The following is a 17,590-nucleotide window of genomic DNA, read 5'->3' as shown; positions in this document are numbered from 1 at the left end:
GCGCCTCGCGGTCAGAAGCTCCATCCATCTCACATTCTGAGCGAGCCACTTTCGCTTTTTATTAACATTTGTTACAATAGTAAAAATAGAGGAGGGACGTTATATGCCAAAAGGTTCAGGTAAGGTTATTGCACAAAATAAAAAAGCATTTCATGATTATTTCATCGAAGAAACATACGAAGCAGGGCTTGTCCTTCAAGGAACGGAAATTAAGTCGATTCGCGCTGGACGCGTGAACTTGAAAGATGCGTTTGCACGTGTACATAATGGTGAAGTATGGGTTCATAATATGCATATTAATACGTACGAGCAAGGGAATCGTTTTAACCATGATCCACTTCGTACGAGAAAATTACTTCTTCATAAAAAAGAAATTGATAAGCTAGCGGGAGCTGCAAAAGAAACGGGTTACTCATTAGTTCCACTTAGAATTTATTTGAAAAATGGATTTGCAAAAATGGCACTTGGTTTAGCAAAAGGTAAGAAACAATATGATAAACGTCATGATTTAAAAGAGAAAGAAGCTAAACGTGAAATTGCACGCGTGTTCCGTGATCGCCAAAAGATGTAATACAGATATTTACATTTGTAAAACGGCGCGCGTATGATATAATAACTTATGTAAGATTGTTGCACATTGAAAAACAGCTCTTAGTAGCTATCACGATATTTCTTCGTATGCTCCATTTTTATCATGGGGACGTTACGGATTCGACAGGGATAGTTCGAGCTTAGGTTGCGAGTCGAGGGGATCGGCCTCGTTAAAACGTCAAAGCCTATAATTGGCAAACAAAACAATCTTTCTTTAGCTGCTTAATTGCACTAAAGGTTCCTCCCTCCATCGTCCATGTGGTAGGGTAAGGGACTCAAACTAAGTGGACTACGCCGGAGTTCGCCGTCTGAGGGCGAAGGAAGAGAATAATCAGACTAGCAACTTGGAAGCCTGTCGATAGGCCGAAGAGTTCGCGAAATGCTAATATATCGACTACACTCGTAGAAGCTTAAGTGCCGATATTTTTGGACGTGGGTTCGACTCCCACCGTCTCCACCAATACATATTTGGTGGTTTTTTTATTTTGTATGGTATGAACCATAACTTTGCCAGGTTGGCGGGGTTATGGTTCTTTTTGTTTGTGGCAAAGTTATGGTCCCTCTAAGTCTTCGGTTCTTTCGATTCCATTCTAAATGCATCTTGTATGTTATCTCTTAAAAATCACAATCGTATCTAAATAAACAACAAAATCACTTCTACACAAGTATTTATAAGTAGAAAAATAGAAAGACTACCGTTTTTTATTTTGTAGTTTTATAAAATGCTTAAGTTGATGGGGGGGGGAGGGCGGTACCCCTAAAACAGAAAATGAAGAAATAGTTATTGATGATAAGCAGATAGATACTATAGATGCCCTTAATGATTAAATAATATGTATTTAAATCTTCATATCCTTTGTGTTTCTATTCATATCTATTGTAAGATTATATTGAGTTCTCCTAATAAGCTGTTATAATGGCTTTTTTTAGGGGTTTTATATTTATAAATCTTAAAATATTTTTTTGAGATGATTTTTTATCTAACCAAGTTATATTGAAGTAGAGGTGAACCATCGGTGAGGCAGGTGTTAGTAATTAAGAATGAAAGGTCTTTAGCAAAGAAAATCGTAAGCGGTCTAACGCAAGAAGGCCATTTCATTTTAAAACTTCACAATGAAAACCAAGGTTTAAATATAGTATATGAACAAGATTGGGATATTATCATATTGGATTGGGATTCATTAAATATATCGGGGCCAGAAATTTGCAGACAAATACGACTTGTTAAAACGACACCGATCATTATTGTGACCGACAATATTTCTAGTAAGGATTGCATAGCAGGGTTACAAGCAGGAGCAGATGATTATATAAGAAAACCATTTGTGAAAGAAGAATTAGTAGCAAGGGTTCAAGCTATTTTAAGGAGAAGTGAATATATCCAGCAAAATGAGACAAACTTTTTTCAGTTTAAAGATCTCTTTGTTGATGCATCTAGCAATATTGTGAAAAAAAGTGGTGAAAATCTTTCGCTTACGAAGCGCGAGTACGATTTACTTGTATTTTTAATCAAGAATAAAAATACAATATTGAGCCGTGAAATGCTTTTGAACCAGGTTTGGGGAGATAACGTAGTAGTAAATCCAAATGTAGTAGATTTATATATTGGGTATGTAAGAAAAAAGTTAAAGTGCGAGAAGAAAGACAGATATATTCAAACGATACATGGCAGAGGCTATTCAATGGTTGAATGATAAAAATAAGATAATAAAATAGTTTCTGTGAAATATTAAAAGACGGAAACTATAAAAAGAAGATTGCTATCAGGCAATGGATTATGAAAAAATTAGCTATTAATGGGCATTTTTTTGCAGTAGAAATCATGGTTTATAAGGTGCCAATCTATTGGTTAGTACGTGTGGGGGATGACTCTGGTGCGCATTAGATGAGACTGTATCTAATTTATTTTTAATTTTATTAACTCACACCATTCACAAGATTTTCACAGAATTAATGACTATACTTATTAACAGGATATTCAAATGAAAATGATTATCAATAGCAATTTAGATACATAAAAGTTACTATCTAATTTAATCTATGGACGTCATCATTTTCAAACTAAATTACATAATAAGGAGTATACGTATGAAAAAAACTATGCTTTTAAAATTAGTAAGTATTCTAGCAATTTTCACTTTAATGTTAGTAGCTTGCTCAGATTCAAGTAAGGAAACTTCGAAAGCTAATAAAGGTGATAGTAGTGATAAGCAAAAAACGGTTGAAATCACTGATGCACATGGAACTGTTAAAGTCCCTGTAAATCCAAAGAATGTAGTTGCTTTAGATAATAGAACTTTTGAAACTTTAGCTGATTGGGGAATTAAATTAGCGGCTGCTCCAAAGGATGTAATGCCTGCAGATTCAGCATATGTAAAAGATGATTCAGTTAAAAATATTGGGAATCACCGCGAACCAAATCTTGAAATTATTGCAGCAGCAAACCCTGAACTTGTAATCGTTGGTCAAAGATTTGCTGGTCATTACGAAGAAATCAAAAAATTAGTGCCAAATGCAGCTGTTATTGACCTTAATGTTGATGTTTCTGAGAAAGCTACTAAGCCTGGCGAAAACTTAGTAAAAGGACTTAAAGATTCTACAATTACTTTAGGGAAAATCTTTGATAAAGATAAAGAAGCTAAACAAGTAGTAGCTGATTTTGATAAATCTATTGAAAAAGTAAAATCTGCTTATAATGGAAAAGATAAAGTTATGAGTGTTATTGTTACTGGTGGAAATATTGGTTTTGCTGCTCCACATTCTGGTCGCGTTTGGGGACCAATGTATGAAATTTTCGGTTGGACTCCAGCACTAGAAGTTGCTAATTCTACTGCAGGTCATAAAGGTGATGACGTTTCTGTTGAAGCTATTGCACAAACAAATCCTGATTGGCTTTTCGTATTAGATCGTGATGCTGCAACATCTGATGCTGCTACTTCAGCTCCTGCTCAAGATGTTATTTCTAAATCACCAGCTCTTCAAAACACAACTGCTGTTTCTAAAAAACAAGTTGTTTATGCACCAGCAGATACTTACACAAATGAATCAATTCAGACTTATATAGAGTTATTTGGAAATATCGCAAAAACTTTAGCTAAGTAGTGTAAAGGAGTACGAAACAGTGTCAAAAAATATGATTTCTAGGGTTGAGAATATTTCTCAACCCCAGTTTTATAATCACAATAAAATATGGACAAAACCTTTTATAATAGCGATTATAGTTGTTATAATTTTAGGGATTATATCACTGTTTACTGGAGTTTATGATATACGTGGACAAGAGGACGGAATGGAGATGTTTTTCATCACTCGTGTTCCGAGAACAGTTGCATTAATGCTTACTGGAGCTGCAATGGCGATGGCGGGGCTCGTAATGCAACTAATTACACAGAATCGTTTTGTTGAACCTACTACAACGGGGACTATTGAATGGTCAGGCTTAGGCCTGCTTTTTGTATATTTATTATTTCCTGCCCCGACTTTAGTTCAAAGAATGACTGGTGCAATCATTTTTTCTTTTATAGGAACTATGATTTTCTTTCTGTTTTTAAGAAGAGTTAAACTTCGTTCGTCTTTAATTGTCCCTATTATTGGATTGATGCTTGGAGCAGTTATTTCTGCAGTGTCTACTTTTTTGGGACTCCTTTTTCAAATGACGCAAAGTATTGAAACTTGGTTCGTAGGTTCATTTGCTACCGTTCAGGTGGGAAGATATGAATATTTATGGCTGATTGTTATCGTTACTTTTCTTATTTTTATGTATGCTAATAGATTGACTTTAGCTGGACTAGGAGAAGATGTCGCAACAAGCCTTGGAGTTAATTACAATAGAATTGTTCTTTTTGGGACTGGCCTTATCTCTGTTGCAGTTGGAATTGTTGCAGCTGTTATTGGAAACTTACCTTTCTTGGGATTAATTGTTCCAAACATTGTTTCAATGTTTAGGGGAGATGATCTTAGGAGTAATTTACCTTGGGTATGTGTGATCGGAATGGGGACAATAACTGCCTGTGACATCATTTCTCGAACAATTATAAAACCTTTTGAAGTGCCTGTTTCTTTAATACTTGCAACAGTGGGAGCAGTCGTATTTATTACTATTTTATTGAGAAAAAGAAAACCAAGGAGGCTGCGATGATCACATTAGACTATAGAAATAAAGAAAATGTCGAAATCGATTCTAGCCTTCATAATGAAAGTAGATCAGCTAGCGCTTTTCGTTCTAAGAAGGAAGCAAGACGTTATTGGATTGTACTAATAACATTGATCGCTTTAGGTCTCCTTTCTTCATATGGACTTTTAGTTTATAACAATCCAGTTCCGATAGATTCACCTTCTTTTATCCCAGTTGTTAAGAGAAGGATAATAGCTATTGTTGCGATGATTATTGCTGCAGTTTGCCATAGCTTGTCGACAGTTGCTTTCCAATCTATTACGAACAATAAGATTATTACTCCTTCGCTTTTAGGTTTCGAATCACTTTATTCAGCAATTCATACGAGTACAATATTCTTCTTTGGTGCTAGTGCATTAATAAACTTTAATGGAATTGGATCATTTTTATTCCAAGTTGTTGCTATGGTCTTGATGAGTTTGATACTTTATGGATGGTTACTTTCCGGTAAATACGGGAATTTACAACTTATGCTTTTAGTTGGAATTATTATTGGTACTGGACTGAATTCCGTGTCAGCTTTTATGAGAAAGCTACTTGCGCCTTCAGAGTTTGATATTTTACAAGCGAAATTATTTGGTTCTGTTAATCATGCAGATCCTGCATATTTTCCTGTTGTAATTCCTATGATTATAATTGTAGCGGTATTAATTTTTGCTCATTCTAAGAAGTTGAATATTTTATCACTTGGAAAGGATGTTGCTACTTCCTTTGGGGTTAAATATCAACCTAGTGTAATTTATACGCTTGTATTAGTTGCTATTTTGATGTCCATCTCAACAGCTCTAATTGGACCACTTACGTTCTACGGCTTTTTAGTGGCAACTTTGAGTTATCAGGCGGCGTCAACTTATGATCATAGATATATTTTTCCAATGGCTTTTGCAATAGGATTTTTAATAATGACGAGTGCATACTTTTTAATGTATCATGTATTCAATGCTCAAGGTGTAGTTTCAGTTATTATTGAATTATTTGGTGGAATCATATTCTTAACTATAGTTTTAAGGAAGAGGGCTTTATGATAAAAATTGATAATGTTAAAAAGTTCTATACTGATAAGGTAAAAATAGGACCTTTGGATATTGAAATACCAAAAGCGGGCTTTACTTCTTTAATTGGACCAAATGGCGCTGGAAAGTCAACGACACTATTGATGATTGGAAGACTTTTGGATATGGATGAAGGTCAAATTCAAGTAGCGAATATGGATGTTTCTGAATCCAAATCAAAAGACTTAGCAAAAATTTTGACTATATTGCGACAAGAAAATCATTTTGTAACGAGGCTTACTATTAGACAACTAGTTGGATTTGGGCGCTTTCCTTATTCAAAGGGAAGATTAACTAAAGAAGATGAGGTTATCATTTCTAAATATATCGATTTCTTAGATTTAACTAGTTTAGAGAATAGATATTTAGATGAGCTTTCTGGTGGTCAAAGACAAAGGGCATATGTAGCGATGGTATTGTGCCAAGAGACTGAATATGTGCTTTTGGACGAGCCTCTGAACAACCTTGATGTTGCTCGTTCTGTTCAAATGATGGAGCATTTGAGACGTGCAGCTAATGAATTTGGAAGAACAATTTTGACTGTTATGCATGACATAAATTTTGCAGCCAAATATTCGGATAAAATTTGTGCTATGAAGGATGGACAAATTGCTGCTTTTGGAACAGTAGAAGAGGTTATGGACCCAACAATTTTAACAGATATTTTTGAAACAAAAATAGAAATTATCAATGGCCCTTATGGGCCAATCGCTGTTTATTAGTTATAGAAAATCAAATTGTATACTCTAGTTAAAGTTGCTGTCTGTATTTTATAGGTAGCAGCTTTTTTTTATGCGATTGCCCATGATAACTCTTAATGTTTCTGGTTGTTGGTAACAGTCCCACGGGTATTTCATTACTTCCAGTCCTGCGATGATTCCAACAATAAACTTGTAAATTACTCATAAAATGCAAAGGAATGCTTCAATTTTTCAAGTATCTACCAAACGGAAAAATTTTCTCTGTATAACTTCTTATAAGAATTCAGCTTGTTTTTTATATGTAATATTGCATATCAGAGTGTATTGATAAAAGTGTAAGGTGTCACTATAATGAGGGCATAAAGATTAATCACATTTTCGTAGCAATAAAAAAGGAGGAAATAATATGGAAATCGCAATGGCAGTTTTGAAATTTGTAGGTGGCGTAATCCCGTTAATTCAAGAACTTTTAAAAGCATTTATGTAGGTTTATTAGTTAGCTATCATTTATCAATCATTATAATATTTTACTAAAAAAAGAACGGGGTGATTTTTCTGAATATTAAGAAAAACACTAAAAAAAGAAAGTTCCTTGCATGTTTATTAGTTAGTCTATGCACTATTAATTATTCATCTATTTCCTTCGCAGAAACACAAGTAGGTAATGCAACTGATGTAACCAAAAATGCTAGTGGTATTGATACAGGTATAGCAAGCCTTAAATATAATAATCAAGAGGTTTTAGCTGTAAATGGTGATAAAGTAGAGAGTTTTGTTCCGAAAGAAAGTATCAATTCAAATGGTAAATTTGTAGTAGTGGAACGCGAGAAAAAATCACTTACAACTTCACCAGTCGATATTTCGATTATTGATTCTGTGGTGAATCGTACGTATCCAGGAGCGGTACAACTTGCAAATAAAGCTTTTGCAGACAATCAACCGAGTTTATTAGTGGCTAAGAGAAAACCTTTGAATATTAGTATAGACTTACCTGGCATGAGAAAAGAAAATACAATTACTGTCCAAAATCCGATATATGGTAATGTGGCTGGAGCAGTAGATGATTTAGTATCTACTTGGAATGAAAAGTATTCTAAAACACATACGTTACCTGCAAGAATGCAGTATACAGAATCTATGGTTTATAGTAAATCACAAATCGCAAGTGCCCTTAATGTTAACGCTAAATATCTTGATAACAGTCTAAACATTGATTTTAATGCGGTTGCAAATGGAGAAAAAAAAGTGATGGTGGCGGCATATAAGCAAATATTTTATACCGTAAGTGCTGAGCTACCTAACAATCCATCCGATCTTTTTGATAATAGTGTTACTTTTGATGAGTTAACTCGTAAAGGAGTAAGTAATTCAGCTCCACCTGTTATGGTTTCAAATGTAGCTTATGGTAGAACCGTTTATGTAAAATTAGAAACCACATCTAAGAGTAAAGATGTACAAGCTGCTTTTAAAGCCTTACTTAAGAATAACAGCGTCGAAACGAGCGGACAGTACAAAGATATTTTTGAAGAAAGTACCTTTACTGCTGTAGTATTAGGCGGAGATGCGAAAGAGCATAACAAGGTTGTTACAAAAGATTTCAATGAAATCCGAAATATCATTAAAGATAATGCTGAATTAAGTTTTAAAAATCCAGCATATCCAATTTCATATACAAGCACTTTCTTAAAAGATAATGCAACTGCTGCTGTTCATAACAATACAGATTATATTGAGACGACAACTACAGAATATTCAAGTGCTAAAATGACACTTGATCATTACGGCGCTTACGTTGCTCAATTTGATGTATCTTGGGATGAATTCACATTTGATCAAAATGGGAAAGAAGTACTAACACATAAAACATGGGATGGTAGTGGCAGAGACAAAACAGCTCATTACTCTACAGTTATTCCTCTTCCACCAAATTCAAAAAATATAAAAATCGTGGCTAGAGAATGTACTGGTCTTGCATGGGAATGGTGGAGAACAATTATTAATGAACAAAATGTTCCATTAACAAATGAAATAAAAGTTTCAATTGGAGGAACAACATTATACCCAACGGCTAGTATTAGTCATTAGGTATAAAAAAGCGCCCTGTAATCAGGGCGCTTTTTTACTTAGTCACAAATTTTACTCTTTCCAAAACTGTTCTAGCAAAATAACGATCATAGTACCTACGAGTAATCCGTTACTTAAAACATATTGTAAGGAAGAAGGAACTCCGCTAAATGCACTTTCTGGAAGAAACATTATACCCAAACTGATTAATAATGAAATTCCTAATATAGTTAATCGGCGTTGATTTAATTCTTCACGTAAAATGGATTGAAATGAAATGCCTATTACTTGGACAAATGTTGCTAAAAGTGCAGCATTAGCAATAGGTCCTGGTAGCAAGGATATAAAGCTTACAATTGAGGGGATAAAAGAAATACCTGCTAATATAAGACTTGCTATAAGAAACGACTTCACCTTTTTTTGACCTGTTAGTTGAATAAATCCTGCTGATGCAGGTAAGGGTACAATTCCAATTGTAGAGAACAATGATGAGATAATATGTGATATACCTCCGACCCATACACCACGGTTCAGTGTTTGCTTTTCATTTTTTTTAGATAACGGAGCCACTTGTTTTACAGCCGAAATAGCAGCAATTGTATTTGCAACTAAAAGAAATGTAAATAAAGTCGCAGTTAGAGTCATTCCAATATCGAATCTGGGTGTGCCCCAAGCAAATATCTCTGGTAACTTAACTAGCGTTGTATGTGAAGGCATATGAGATGATTTTCCTAATACTGCATACAAAAGCCAACCACATGAAATTCCAAGTAACACAGCGTAACTTTTCATCCATCCTTTCCCTTTAATTGATAAGAAAGTAATAAGGGCAAAAACAAAGAGCGCAATAGTAGCTATTGTATAGTCGGGATGAGTTGCAGATCCTTGTAATCCCATCATTCCTTTTAGTAACACACCACTAAGCTGAAGTGCTAAGATTAAAAGAAAAGTTCCTGTAACTAACGGTGTAAATAAACGTAAGATTCCATGAACAAGCCCTGTTATACCAAGGACGAAGAGTAATATACCCGCAATAATTAATCCACCTTCTAAAAGTTGTAATACCTCTTTTGCACTTTGTCCCTGATGCATAGCGACTTGTCCCAATATGACAAATATACTTACCCATGAACCGGCTGGGCCATCCGCAATGGGATAACGATGCCCAAACCATGCTTGTATAAATGAGCTTATTCCCACAACTAAAAAAGTTCGTTGCATTAATGTTGAGATATCTTCTATTGATAAATGGAATATGCCACCAATAATTATAGGCAATGCAATTGCATTTGCTAATAAAAACACAAACCACTGTAGAATACTAAAGCTCGTATCAAAATATCTTTTATTCATATTAGTCTCCTTTGCCGAAAAAGAATTTCATAGTAAAAATCCACCCTTTCTATACAGTTAGATTAAAAAGGATGGATTTTTTAAATCTATAAAATTATTTTAATTATATAAATAGATTTTTCAATTAATTACCATGTACGGAATGGCAAGAATTTTCCGTTAAGTGTAATCACGATACGAGGGTCGCCACCTTTGGGATCTTCTTGTGTATCCACACCTAGGTTGAAGTTAATTGCACTCATTACACCTTCGCCGGCTTTTTCTAAGATTAATTCTCTAATAGTTGGTGCATATTGTAACATCATTTCATATAAACGATATGCAATCGGGTCAGTAGGAGGCATTTCCATTACTTGGCCACGAAGTGGAACTACTGTTAATGCTTGAACTACTTCTTCATCTAATTCTAATAGTTTACCGATTTTTTCTGCTTCTGGACGTGTCATTGTAGCTTGTCCTAATAACGCTGTTACAACCCAGGTCTCAGAGTTTTCACTTACTTTTGAAATTTCTTCCCATGTTAACCCTTTTTTAATTTTTGCCTCTAGAATTTTTTGCGTAGCTTCTTGTCTATTCATATCTAATACTTGCTTTTTCATATCTAATAACTTCCCTTCATGTACGTAATAATTATTATTTTGTTTCACCATTTAACGCTTTATATCCATCAACCACTACATCTAATTTACCTGTGTGAGGATCAATAACTAAACCATGTACAGGAACATCTTTTGGAATAAGTGGATGATTTCTTACTAAATCAACATTAGCCTGAGTTGAATCGCAGACATCATCAAATCCAAATAACCATTTTTCAAGGTCAACACCAGCATATTCAATAGCTGATAAAATTTCTGTTGAAGCTACTCCACGATCTAATATTTTTTGAAGTGTTCCTTTTGGATTCGTTTGGCTCGCGCCACATCTATGGTGTCCAATAAGGAAGATTTCATCTGCATTTAAATCGTATACTGACGCTACAACACTTTGCATAACACTATCGAAAGCAGAAGCAATTTTACCACCTGCATTTCTGATAACTTTTGCATCACCATCGTGTATATCTAAAGCTTTTGGAAGTAGCTCAATTAAACGAGCATCCATGCAAGAAACAACAACCATACGTTTTTTAGGCACCTTTGTCGCTTCACGAGGAGCGTATTCCTTATTTTCTACAAATTGTTCATTGAACGATAGAATTTCTTGTAATAACATATTTGTAACCTCCTTTAAATCTAGATGTATTTTTTTGTTGCATCCTCTGTGTTATAAGTAAATATAACTGATAAATAATGTGATGTAAGAGGATAAACTAAGTATAGTGAATTGTATCGATAAGCAGAATAAGTTGGCGAAACACTTTCGGGCTTTCTACTTTCACGGTGAAAGGATTGGTTTATATCATTGATCAAACAGATTTTGAGATACTGAAATTATTAGGAGAAAACTCAAGAATACAATGGAAAGAACTTGGTCAAAAAATACATATGACGGGGCAGGCCGTAGGAAATCGAATTCGAAGATTAGAGGATTTAGGGATTATTGAACAATATACAATTGCAATAAACCGAATCAAATTAGGACAAGTAGTGACTGCATTTGTTACTTTGTTCGTAACAACAGCTAATCACCAAGAGTTTATGAATTTCTTTCAAGGAGAAGAAGGGATTTCTGAAGTACACCGTATAAGTGGTGAGGGGTGTTATTTATTAAAAACACATTTTGTTTCCAACGAAGACTTAGATAAATTTCTAGGACGACTATTAAAGTACGGGAACTATCGTGTTAACTTATCAATAGGAAAGTTGAAATAAGGTTTCTTTTCTTTGGAGGGGATAGTAACATTATTTGCTAAACCTTATTTGTATAGAGATAATAAAATTTTTATCTTAAATAGTCGGAGCCTTACTACAATTTATGTGTAGTAAGGCTTTTTAAAGCTGTTAAAAAATGAGAGATATTATATTCAACAATCGGGCTGAATTGTTGAGGGGGATATAAGACAATTTTTTTCAAGGGAACCATAAATGATTTTTCCTTAAAAAAAATCCTGTAGCTCAGTACAGGATTTGTAATCAAACGTTTTTAAAAGTTAAATTGTGGTTTCATATCACCTTTATAAGGCTCATGTTCAACGAATATAGTTATGTCTTTACCCACTTGGTCTTTACCAGTTCTCTTATACGTAAATTTCTTGTTATTCAGTTCAGTAAGTTCAAGAGCCGCACCGTATTTATTATTTCCAATTGAAACATGAGCTCTTATTTTATTTTCGTGTACAACATCGAAGTAGCCATAATCACCGCGGCTTTGACCTGTTTCGCTATTGAAGAACTCGTATTTATTAGACTTGTCATCAAATTTTGCTAGACTTATAAAATTCGAATTAAACTGCGTTACATCATTACCGGCTTCATCTAATACCTTTGTTCCATACCAAAGGGTTCCGCCTAAAATTTTATCTCCATCAACGTTTTTAACGATAGCACCTGTAGTAGAGTTTAGCTGCTTATCCGGATCCGTGAAAGAAAGCTCTTTTTCTTTATATGGAACATGTTCAACGAAGACTTCTACATCTTTACCGTTAGCATCTTTCCCCATTCTTTTATAGGTAAATACATTTTTATTTAGCTTTGTCATGTCAACAACAGCTTGATACTTCATTGATTCTGAAATTAATATTCTCTTCTTCCCATCATTTGTGACAAAGAAAGTTCCTTTATCACCACGACTTGCACCAGTCTTAGTATCAAAAAATTCATATCTTCCAGACTTCGCATCATATTTCGCAAGACCAATGAAGTTTGCATTTTCTTTGGTTAAGTCATTTTTATCTTTGTCATACACTCTTGTACCTTGCCAATTTGTCTCGCTAAGAATATTAGCCATTTTTTGCCCTTTAGTTAACTTGTTTTCCTTTTTAGTATCTTTCGCAGCTTGTTCTTGTTTTTGTTTACTATGATTTTCTTCAGCTTTCGTGCCAGCGCAACCTGTTAATGCTAATGTGAATCCTAGCAGTATGGATGATAGTACTTTTGTTTTTTTGTTCATTTTTATCGTCTCCTTATTGTATGATTTTAGTTAGTACGGTTTGCGATTATAGTAGCAGTTCGTCCTTCTAAAATTTTGTTATATGAAAAGATTCAGGTGGGAGCAACGAAGTTAGTTACTACGTTTATCATGTTAATCCCCGAGTATAAACTCCCTCTAAATAAATCATTAAAAAAAGATAAACTAATTCCTAAAAAATTTTCATATTTATAAAAAACAATCGCTAGCTTACTGGATGCCCTTTCGAACGCTTATCAATTTTTTTCTGATACCTACGAGTAATCGAAAAATACATAGTAAAGGAAGAAGGAAAGCTGTTAACAGTAATGTAATTCTTAATAGAGTTAATCGAGTGTATTGTAAAAGTTTTTAAGATGAATTGTAGGGGAAATGATGATCTTATAGAAGGTGATTTCTATAGGAAGGGGATGTCCATGTTTGATTCAACAGATTTTAAAATTATAAAGTTACTACAAGAAAACGCTAGAATGAACTGGAAGGAAATTGGAGAGATAGTACATTTGACTGGCCAGGCTGTTGGGAAACGAATTAATAAATTAGAAGAGGCGGGTGTCATTCAAAAATATACGATAGATATCGACAGGGCTAAGTTAGAAGGGTCTATTATGACGTTTGTTACACTATTTCTGCATGCACCACATTATCATAATCAAATTCAAACTTTTTTTGAAAAAACGGACTTAATTACTGAAATGTATCGTATAAGTGGCGATGGGTGTTATATCATGATTCTTCACACATCTTCGCACCAGCAATTAGAAGAGACTCTTGCAGATGTTTTACATTATGGTGATTATCGTATAAATACTGTCATTAAGACAATCGAAAAAAAGAAAGAATAAGAGATTTATTCTTTCTTTTTTTATATGGAACTGTAATTTTTTATTTGCTCTTGTTTATAAAACAGTTTGCCGACATGATTTTTGCATAAATATCACCAAACTCTAACGAACTCATGAACGATTGATGAGCGTGTACTGCGGGGATCAGATTTCCTTGGAATTCTAAATCTTTTGTTGTACAAGCATCTTCAATTACAACACATTGAAATCCTAAATCACTGGCAGCGCGTACTGTTGCATCAATACATACATGAGTCATCATACCGCAAATGACCAGTTGATCTATTTTTTCTTTTTTTAATGTTTCAAATAAATTGGTTCTTAAAAAACTGTTAGGGTGATGTTTCTGTATGACTCTTTCGTTAGCAATCGGTTGTACATCATCATGAATTTGAACACCTACTGTTTCAGGTAAGAAGAAAGTAGCTCCTTCATTGTTCGCAATATGTTGTACGTGAATAACTGTTTTATGTTTTTCACGAAATACTTTCAAGACTTCTTTCGCTTTTTGTGCGGCTTTTTCAGGTTGATGTAATTCCATATTGCCGCCTTCAAAGTAATCATTTTGTATGTCGACTAATAGTAACGCTTCGTTCATCATTAATCCCCCCACAATTATTTATCCCGCATTAACGGGCAGTAAGACCACCACTTCAAAATTCAGCGAAAGCAAAGAAGTTAGGTGGGGGATCAACTGCCCGTAAAAGCCCGATTGGTTCAACTAATAATCAGTGGGTGATGAAGAAAACCCCCACTGATTAAAGTTTCACTTTATACAGCAAGTTATTTGTACTGTACCGTTATTATATAAATTGCAACTATGTGGAAGTAATAACGTCATGAAAAGATTTTGACGCATATGGTTTCATTGTGAAAAAGCTAAAGGATGCAAAGAAAAGATGGGACAATTTGTTTGTGGTTTTTTGGTTTAGAAACAGAAAGTGGATGGGGAAGTAGATATTAACTTAATGATGCATCTAAGCAAACGTACTATTAGATGAATCATTAAGTAACAAAGGAGCTGGGTATTTTCATGCGTTGTTATCTGTGTTTAGTGATAGCTTTTGTAGCTCTTTTAATTTTTCAGGAGTCACGTCATTTCCTAAAGGATCTAATATTTTTAATCCTGTAACAGTGGTGTTGATTTGACCGCGAATAATTTGAAGATACTCCTCGCGTAATTCTGTGCGCTCATTTAATTCTGTTTTTGTTAAACCTTTTTCTTTTTGTTTTTTAGCTAATTCATTAATTCAATTTAAAACTTCAAGCATTGTTTTCTCCACCTTTCTTTTTTGTATTATTCGATTAGATTGTAGTTTTGCATTATGATTATGGTTGCTACCATCATAGTTTCGTTAATAGTGTTTATCGTACTTTCATTCCAAAAGTACGATAAACACGGTGATTAAAACTCGCCATTCCAAGACGTTACTTCATCTACAGTTAATCGAACTGATGGGAATCCTGGCTCTTTTGCTTTGCCTAATGCAATCATTAAAACGTCAGTTAAGTTTTCTTGAACGTTAAATGTTTTGCGGAATTCTTCAACGTTATAGCCAAGCATTGGGACGGTATCATATCCTCTCGCTTTTGCAGCAAGCATAAATTGCATAGCTAGCAAACCACCGTCAAGCATTTGCCATTCTCTTTTTCCTTGTTCACTTACAGGTGCATAAAACTCACGAATACTGTTGTTTAGTCTGGTTTTAATTTCTTCTGTCATGAATCCAGCAGCTACTGCACGCTCATTCACTTTATTGATATGTTCGAATTCATGGGCGTTATTTTCGCTTAAAATTACGATCATAGCCGATGCCTCTAACACTTGTGGTTGATTTAATGCGATTGGATGAAGCTTTTCTTTTAAATCTTGATCTGTGATTACCATGAAACGCCATGGGTTTAAGTTAGAACTACTTGGTGCTAGCATTGCTTCCTCTAAAAGTTCTTTAATTTCTTCATCAGAGATTGTAACTGAAGGATCATAAGAGCGAACGGAACGACGTTCACGAATCACATCATAAAAATTCGTAGTACGATTTTCTTTTGTCATTTTAAAATACCTCCACTAAGTTGATGTTCTGTTATAAGTTGCTTACATGCATCATTATGGTATAGTACAGGTACTATGAAAAGTACGCACTTTTCCGTGATATAGACACCATCTCGTGACATAGGCACGAGAAAGTGCCTATCAAAATACAGAAGGAGTTCAATATGAAAAAAGAGTATAACAATAGAATTGAAGTCGTTTTGGATGTAATCGGGGGGAAGTGGAAATCCCACATTTTATATCATTTAACAAGCGGACCGACAAGAACGGGTGAGTTAAAACGATTGGTAACCGGTATTACACAAAAAATGCTTACTGAACAATTGAAAGAGCTTGAAAAGGATGGACTTGTATCTAGAAAAGTATATAATCAAGTGCCGCCGAAAGTTGAATACTCTCTTACAGAACAGGGACAATCATTAAAACAAGGTTTAAAAGTACTTTGTGATTGGGGAAGCGACTATATTAAGCATAAATATCCGAATGGTGAAGTGATAGTGAAAGAGGACGATCATATTTGATTTAACACTTCTGTAAGTATAATTTTGCTATAATAAATAAGTACTTATACGAAGGGGAGCTAAAAGAGAAAATGAAGTCATTTGATATCGATCATTTTATAGCTAGTGTTTTACAGTGGATATTAAATATAGCGTTAATCATATTGTCCATTGTTTTATCGGTTTTTTTAATTAACGAAACAATTACTTTTATTCAATACATATTTTCAGCAAAGAAGTATACATCGTATAAATTAGTTGAGAGTATCATCGTCTATTTCCTATACTTCGAGTTCATCGCATTAATTATTAAGTATTTTAAGTCGAATTATCATTTCCCGTTACGTTATTTTATTTATATCGGAATTACGGCGTTAATTCGTTTAATTATCGTGTCTCATGAGGAACCAATGGAGACGTTATTATACGCAGGGGCAATTCTTATTTTAGTTATTGCTTTATACATATCAAATATGAGGGATTTGAAGAAAGGGTAGTAGTGCAGACTTTTGTTTGTGCTACTTTTTACACCTTGACCTTCAAGTTACTTGAAAGTTTACAATGTAACTAGGGCGTTTGAAATCGAAAAAAAATGAGAAATTAAGTGAAGAGGTTTCTTTTACTTGGAGGTTATAGAAATGAGTCAAGAATTGAAGTTACGTCCTTTAGAACGAGAAGATTTAAAGTTTGTACACGAACTTAATAATAACGCGCATATTATGTCGTATTGGTTTGAAGAGCCGTATGAGGCATTTGTGGAGCTGCAGGATTTATATGATAAACATATACATGATCAAAGTGAGCGCCGATTTATTGTTGAGAAAAATAGTGAGATGGTTGGATTGGTCGAATTAGTAGAAATCGATTATATTCACCGTAGAACTGAATTCCAAATTATTATTGATCCGAGTTACCAAGGTTACGGTTATGCAGCTGATGCAACGCGTTTAGCAATGGATTACGCTTTTTCCGTATTAAATATGCATAAAATATATTTAGTTGTTGATAAAGAGAATGAAAAAGCTGTACACGTTTATAAAAAAGTCGGATTTATAGTGGAAGGTGAGCTTCAAGATGAGTTCTTCGTTGATGGCAACTACCATAATGCGATAAGAATGTGTATGTTCCAAAAAGAATATTTTAGAGTGAAATAATTGAGTGAAGAGGCTATAGACAATGATTGTCTAT

The 17,590-nt window shown here is 34.2% G+C and carries 19 protein-coding genes and 1 other RNA gene; 13 read left to right on the top strand and 7 right to left on the bottom strand.

Annotated features, from left to right (window positions below):
• Positions 1 to 103: 103 nt before the first annotated feature.
• The 8 genes from smpB to alo all read left to right on the top strand — a co-directional run bounded on the left by smpB (position 104) and on the right by alo (position 8,603).
• Positions 104 to 571: an SsrA-binding protein gene (smpB, locus tag BAU23_RS13550; RefSeq protein ID WP_001123900.1), complete on the top strand. Its 468-nt coding sequence runs from the start codon at positions 104 to 106 to the stop codon at positions 569 to 571.
• Positions 572 to 696: 125 nt separating this feature from the next.
• Positions 697 to 1,051: a transfer-messenger RNA gene (ssrA, locus tag BAU23_RS13545) on the top strand.
• Between the two features lie 556 nt (positions 1,052 to 1,607).
• Positions 1,608 to 2,285 (top strand): response regulator transcription factor, encoded by a 678-nt coding sequence (locus BAU23_RS13540; protein ID WP_071734638.1) that lies wholly within the window; start codon positions 1,608 to 1,610, stop codon positions 2,283 to 2,285.
• A 394-nt stretch (positions 2,286 to 2,679) separates the two neighbouring features.
• Positions 2,680 to 3,693 carry a siderophore ABC transporter substrate-binding protein gene (locus tag BAU23_RS13535; protein ID WP_000753449.1) on the top strand — a complete coding sequence of 338 codons (1,014 nt, stop codon included), beginning with the start codon at positions 2,680 to 2,682 and terminating at the stop codon, positions 3,691 to 3,693.
• A 19-nt stretch (positions 3,694 to 3,712) separates the two neighbouring features.
• A complete protein-coding gene (locus BAU23_RS13530) occupies positions 3,713 to 4,729 on the top strand; it encodes an ABC transporter permease (RefSeq protein ID WP_000042058.1) in 1,017 nt (338 codons plus the stop codon).
• Entirely contained in the window at positions 4,726 to 5,790 is a 1,065-nt protein-coding gene (locus BAU23_RS13525) for an iron chelate uptake ABC transporter family permease subunit (RefSeq protein WP_071734637.1), read from the top strand. Before BAU23_RS13530 ends, BAU23_RS13525 begins: the two co-directional genes overlap by 4 nt.
• Positions 5,787 to 6,539, top strand: a complete 753-nt coding sequence (locus tag BAU23_RS13520) for an iron ABC transporter ATP-binding protein (RefSeq protein WP_000590055.1) — start codon at positions 5,787 to 5,789, stop codon at positions 6,537 to 6,539. The genes BAU23_RS13525 and BAU23_RS13520 overlap by 4 nt, the downstream gene beginning before the upstream one ends.
• A gap of 525 nt (positions 6,540 to 7,064) precedes the next feature.
• Positions 7,065 to 8,603 carry an anthrolysin O/cereolysin O family cholesterol-dependent cytolysin Alo gene (gene alo / locus BAU23_RS13510; protein ID WP_071734636.1) on the top strand — a complete coding sequence of 513 codons (1,539 nt, stop codon included), beginning with the start codon at positions 7,065 to 7,067 and terminating at the stop codon, positions 8,601 to 8,603.
• Positions 8,604 to 8,654: 51 nt separating this feature from the next.
• Here the strand turns inward: alo and BAU23_RS13505 are convergent, their stop codons facing one another.
• From BAU23_RS13505 to BAU23_RS13495, 3 genes are all read right to left on the bottom strand, one after another.
• Positions 8,655 to 9,935 (bottom strand): purine/pyrimidine permease, encoded by a 1,281-nt coding sequence (locus BAU23_RS13505; protein WP_071734635.1) that lies wholly within the window; start codon positions 9,933 to 9,935, stop codon positions 8,655 to 8,657.
• Between the two features lie 128 nt (positions 9,936 to 10,063).
• Entirely contained in the window at positions 10,064 to 10,513 is a 450-nt protein-coding gene (cynS, locus tag BAU23_RS13500) for a cyanase (RefSeq protein ID WP_071734640.1), read from the bottom strand.
• Positions 10,514 to 10,568: 55 nt separating this feature from the next.
• Positions 10,569 to 11,150: a beta-class carbonic anhydrase gene (locus BAU23_RS13495; RefSeq protein ID WP_071734634.1), complete on the bottom strand. Its 582-nt coding sequence runs from the start codon at positions 11,148 to 11,150 to the stop codon at positions 10,569 to 10,571.
• A 167-nt stretch (positions 11,151 to 11,317) separates the two neighbouring features.
• Between BAU23_RS13495 and BAU23_RS13490 the strand changes: the two genes are divergently transcribed.
• On the top strand, positions 11,318 to 11,749 hold the full coding sequence (locus BAU23_RS13490) for an Lrp/AsnC family transcriptional regulator (RefSeq protein WP_071734633.1): 432 nt from the start codon (positions 11,318 to 11,320) through the stop codon (positions 11,747 to 11,749).
• Positions 11,750 to 12,020: 271 nt separating this feature from the next.
• Here the strand turns inward: BAU23_RS13490 and BAU23_RS13485 are convergent, their stop codons facing one another.
• Positions 12,021 to 12,986: a DUF4822 domain-containing protein gene (locus BAU23_RS13485; protein WP_071734632.1), complete on the bottom strand. Its 966-nt coding sequence runs from the start codon at positions 12,984 to 12,986 to the stop codon at positions 12,021 to 12,023.
• Between the two features lie 428 nt (positions 12,987 to 13,414).
• Here BAU23_RS13485 and BAU23_RS13480 point away from each other — a divergent pair, with 428 nt between their 5' ends.
• Positions 13,415 to 13,849, top strand: a complete 435-nt coding sequence (locus BAU23_RS13480; protein WP_002099310.1) for an Lrp/AsnC family transcriptional regulator — start codon at positions 13,415 to 13,417, stop codon at positions 13,847 to 13,849.
• A gap of 40 nt (positions 13,850 to 13,889) precedes the next feature.
• Here BAU23_RS13480 and BAU23_RS13475 read toward each other — a convergent pair whose 3' ends face one another.
• The 3 genes from BAU23_RS13475 to BAU23_RS13465 all read right to left on the bottom strand — a co-directional run bounded on the left by BAU23_RS13475 (position 13,890) and on the right by BAU23_RS13465 (position 15,902).
• Positions 13,890 to 14,447, bottom strand: coding sequence for a cysteine hydrolase family protein (locus tag BAU23_RS13475; protein ID WP_071734631.1), 558 nt, complete (start codon positions 14,445 to 14,447; stop codon positions 13,890 to 13,892).
• Between the two features lie 433 nt (positions 14,448 to 14,880).
• Entirely contained in the window at positions 14,881 to 15,099 is a 219-nt protein-coding gene (locus BAU23_RS13470; RefSeq protein ID WP_244159714.1) for a DUF896 domain-containing protein, read from the bottom strand.
• 155 nt (positions 15,100 to 15,254) lie between these two features.
• On the bottom strand, positions 15,255 to 15,902 hold the full coding sequence (locus tag BAU23_RS13465) for a nitroreductase family protein (RefSeq protein ID WP_071734630.1): 648 nt from the start codon (positions 15,900 to 15,902) through the stop codon (positions 15,255 to 15,257).
• Positions 15,903 to 16,066: 164 nt separating this feature from the next.
• Between BAU23_RS13465 and BAU23_RS13460 the strand changes: the two genes are divergently transcribed.
• The 3 genes from BAU23_RS13460 to speG all read left to right on the top strand — a co-directional run bounded on the left by BAU23_RS13460 (position 16,067) and on the right by speG (position 17,556).
• On the top strand, positions 16,067 to 16,423 hold the full coding sequence (locus tag BAU23_RS13460; RefSeq protein ID WP_000712644.1) for a winged helix-turn-helix transcriptional regulator: 357 nt from the start codon (positions 16,067 to 16,069) through the stop codon (positions 16,421 to 16,423).
• Positions 16,424 to 16,494: 71 nt separating this feature from the next.
• Positions 16,495 to 16,899, top strand: a complete 405-nt coding sequence (gene psiE, locus BAU23_RS13455) for a phosphate-starvation-inducible protein PsiE (RefSeq protein WP_000834468.1) — start codon at positions 16,495 to 16,497, stop codon at positions 16,897 to 16,899.
• Positions 16,900 to 17,040: 141 nt separating this feature from the next.
• Entirely contained in the window at positions 17,041 to 17,556 is a 516-nt protein-coding gene (gene speG / locus BAU23_RS13450) for a spermidine N1-acetyltransferase (RefSeq protein WP_000076836.1), read from the top strand.
• The last annotated feature ends 34 nt before the right edge of the window (positions 17,557 to 17,590 follow it).

Origin of the sequence: Bacillus nitratireducens (genome assembly GCF_001884135.1) — a bacterium.
GTDB lineage: Bacteria > Bacillota > Bacilli > Bacillales > Bacillaceae_G > Bacillus_A > Bacillus_A nitratireducens.
Note: the sequence above shows the minus strand (reverse complement) of the source record. Positions and strands in the feature narration are given on the sequence as shown.

Coding starts and splice junctions, on each gene's coding strand:
- smpB (WP_001123900.1), top strand. CDS start 104: ATGCCAAAAGGTTCAGGTAAGGTTATTGCACAAAATAAAAAAGCATTT.
- BAU23_RS13535 (WP_000753449.1), top strand. CDS start 2,680: ATGAAAAAAACTATGCTTTTAAAATTAGTAAGTATTCTAGCAATTTTC.
- BAU23_RS13525 (WP_071734637.1), top strand. CDS start 4,726: ATGATCACATTAGACTATAGAAATAAAGAAAATGTCGAAATCGATTCT.
- BAU23_RS13520 (WP_000590055.1), top strand. CDS start 5,787: ATGATAAAAATTGATAATGTTAAAAAGTTCTATACTGATAAGGTAAAA.
- BAU23_RS13505 (WP_071734635.1), bottom strand. CDS start 9,935: ATGAATAAAAGATATTTTGATACGAGCTTTAGTATTCTACAGTGGTTT.
- cynS (WP_071734640.1), bottom strand. CDS start 10,513: ATGAATAGACAAGAAGCTACGCAAAAAATTCTAGAGGCAAAAATTAAA.
- BAU23_RS13495 (WP_071734634.1), bottom strand. CDS start 11,150: ATGTTATTACAAGAAATTCTATCGTTCAATGAACAATTTGTAGAAAAT.
- BAU23_RS13485 (WP_071734632.1), bottom strand. CDS start 12,986: ATGAACAAAAAAACAAAAGTACTATCATCCATACTGCTAGGATTCACA.
- BAU23_RS13480 (WP_002099310.1), top strand. CDS start 13,415: ATGTCCATGTTTGATTCAACAGATTTTAAAATTATAAAGTTACTACAA.
- BAU23_RS13475 (WP_071734631.1), bottom strand. CDS start 14,447: ATGAACGAAGCGTTACTATTAGTCGACATACAAAATGATTACTTTGAA.
- BAU23_RS13465 (WP_071734630.1), bottom strand. CDS start 15,902: ATGACAAAAGAAAATCGTACTACGAATTTTTATGATGTGATTCGTGAA.
- BAU23_RS13460 (WP_000712644.1), top strand. CDS start 16,067: ATGAAAAAAGAGTATAACAATAGAATTGAAGTCGTTTTGGATGTAATC.
- psiE (WP_000834468.1), top strand. CDS start 16,495: ATGAAGTCATTTGATATCGATCATTTTATAGCTAGTGTTTTACAGTGG.
- speG (WP_000076836.1), top strand. CDS start 17,041: ATGAGTCAAGAATTGAAGTTACGTCCTTTAGAACGAGAAGATTTAAAG.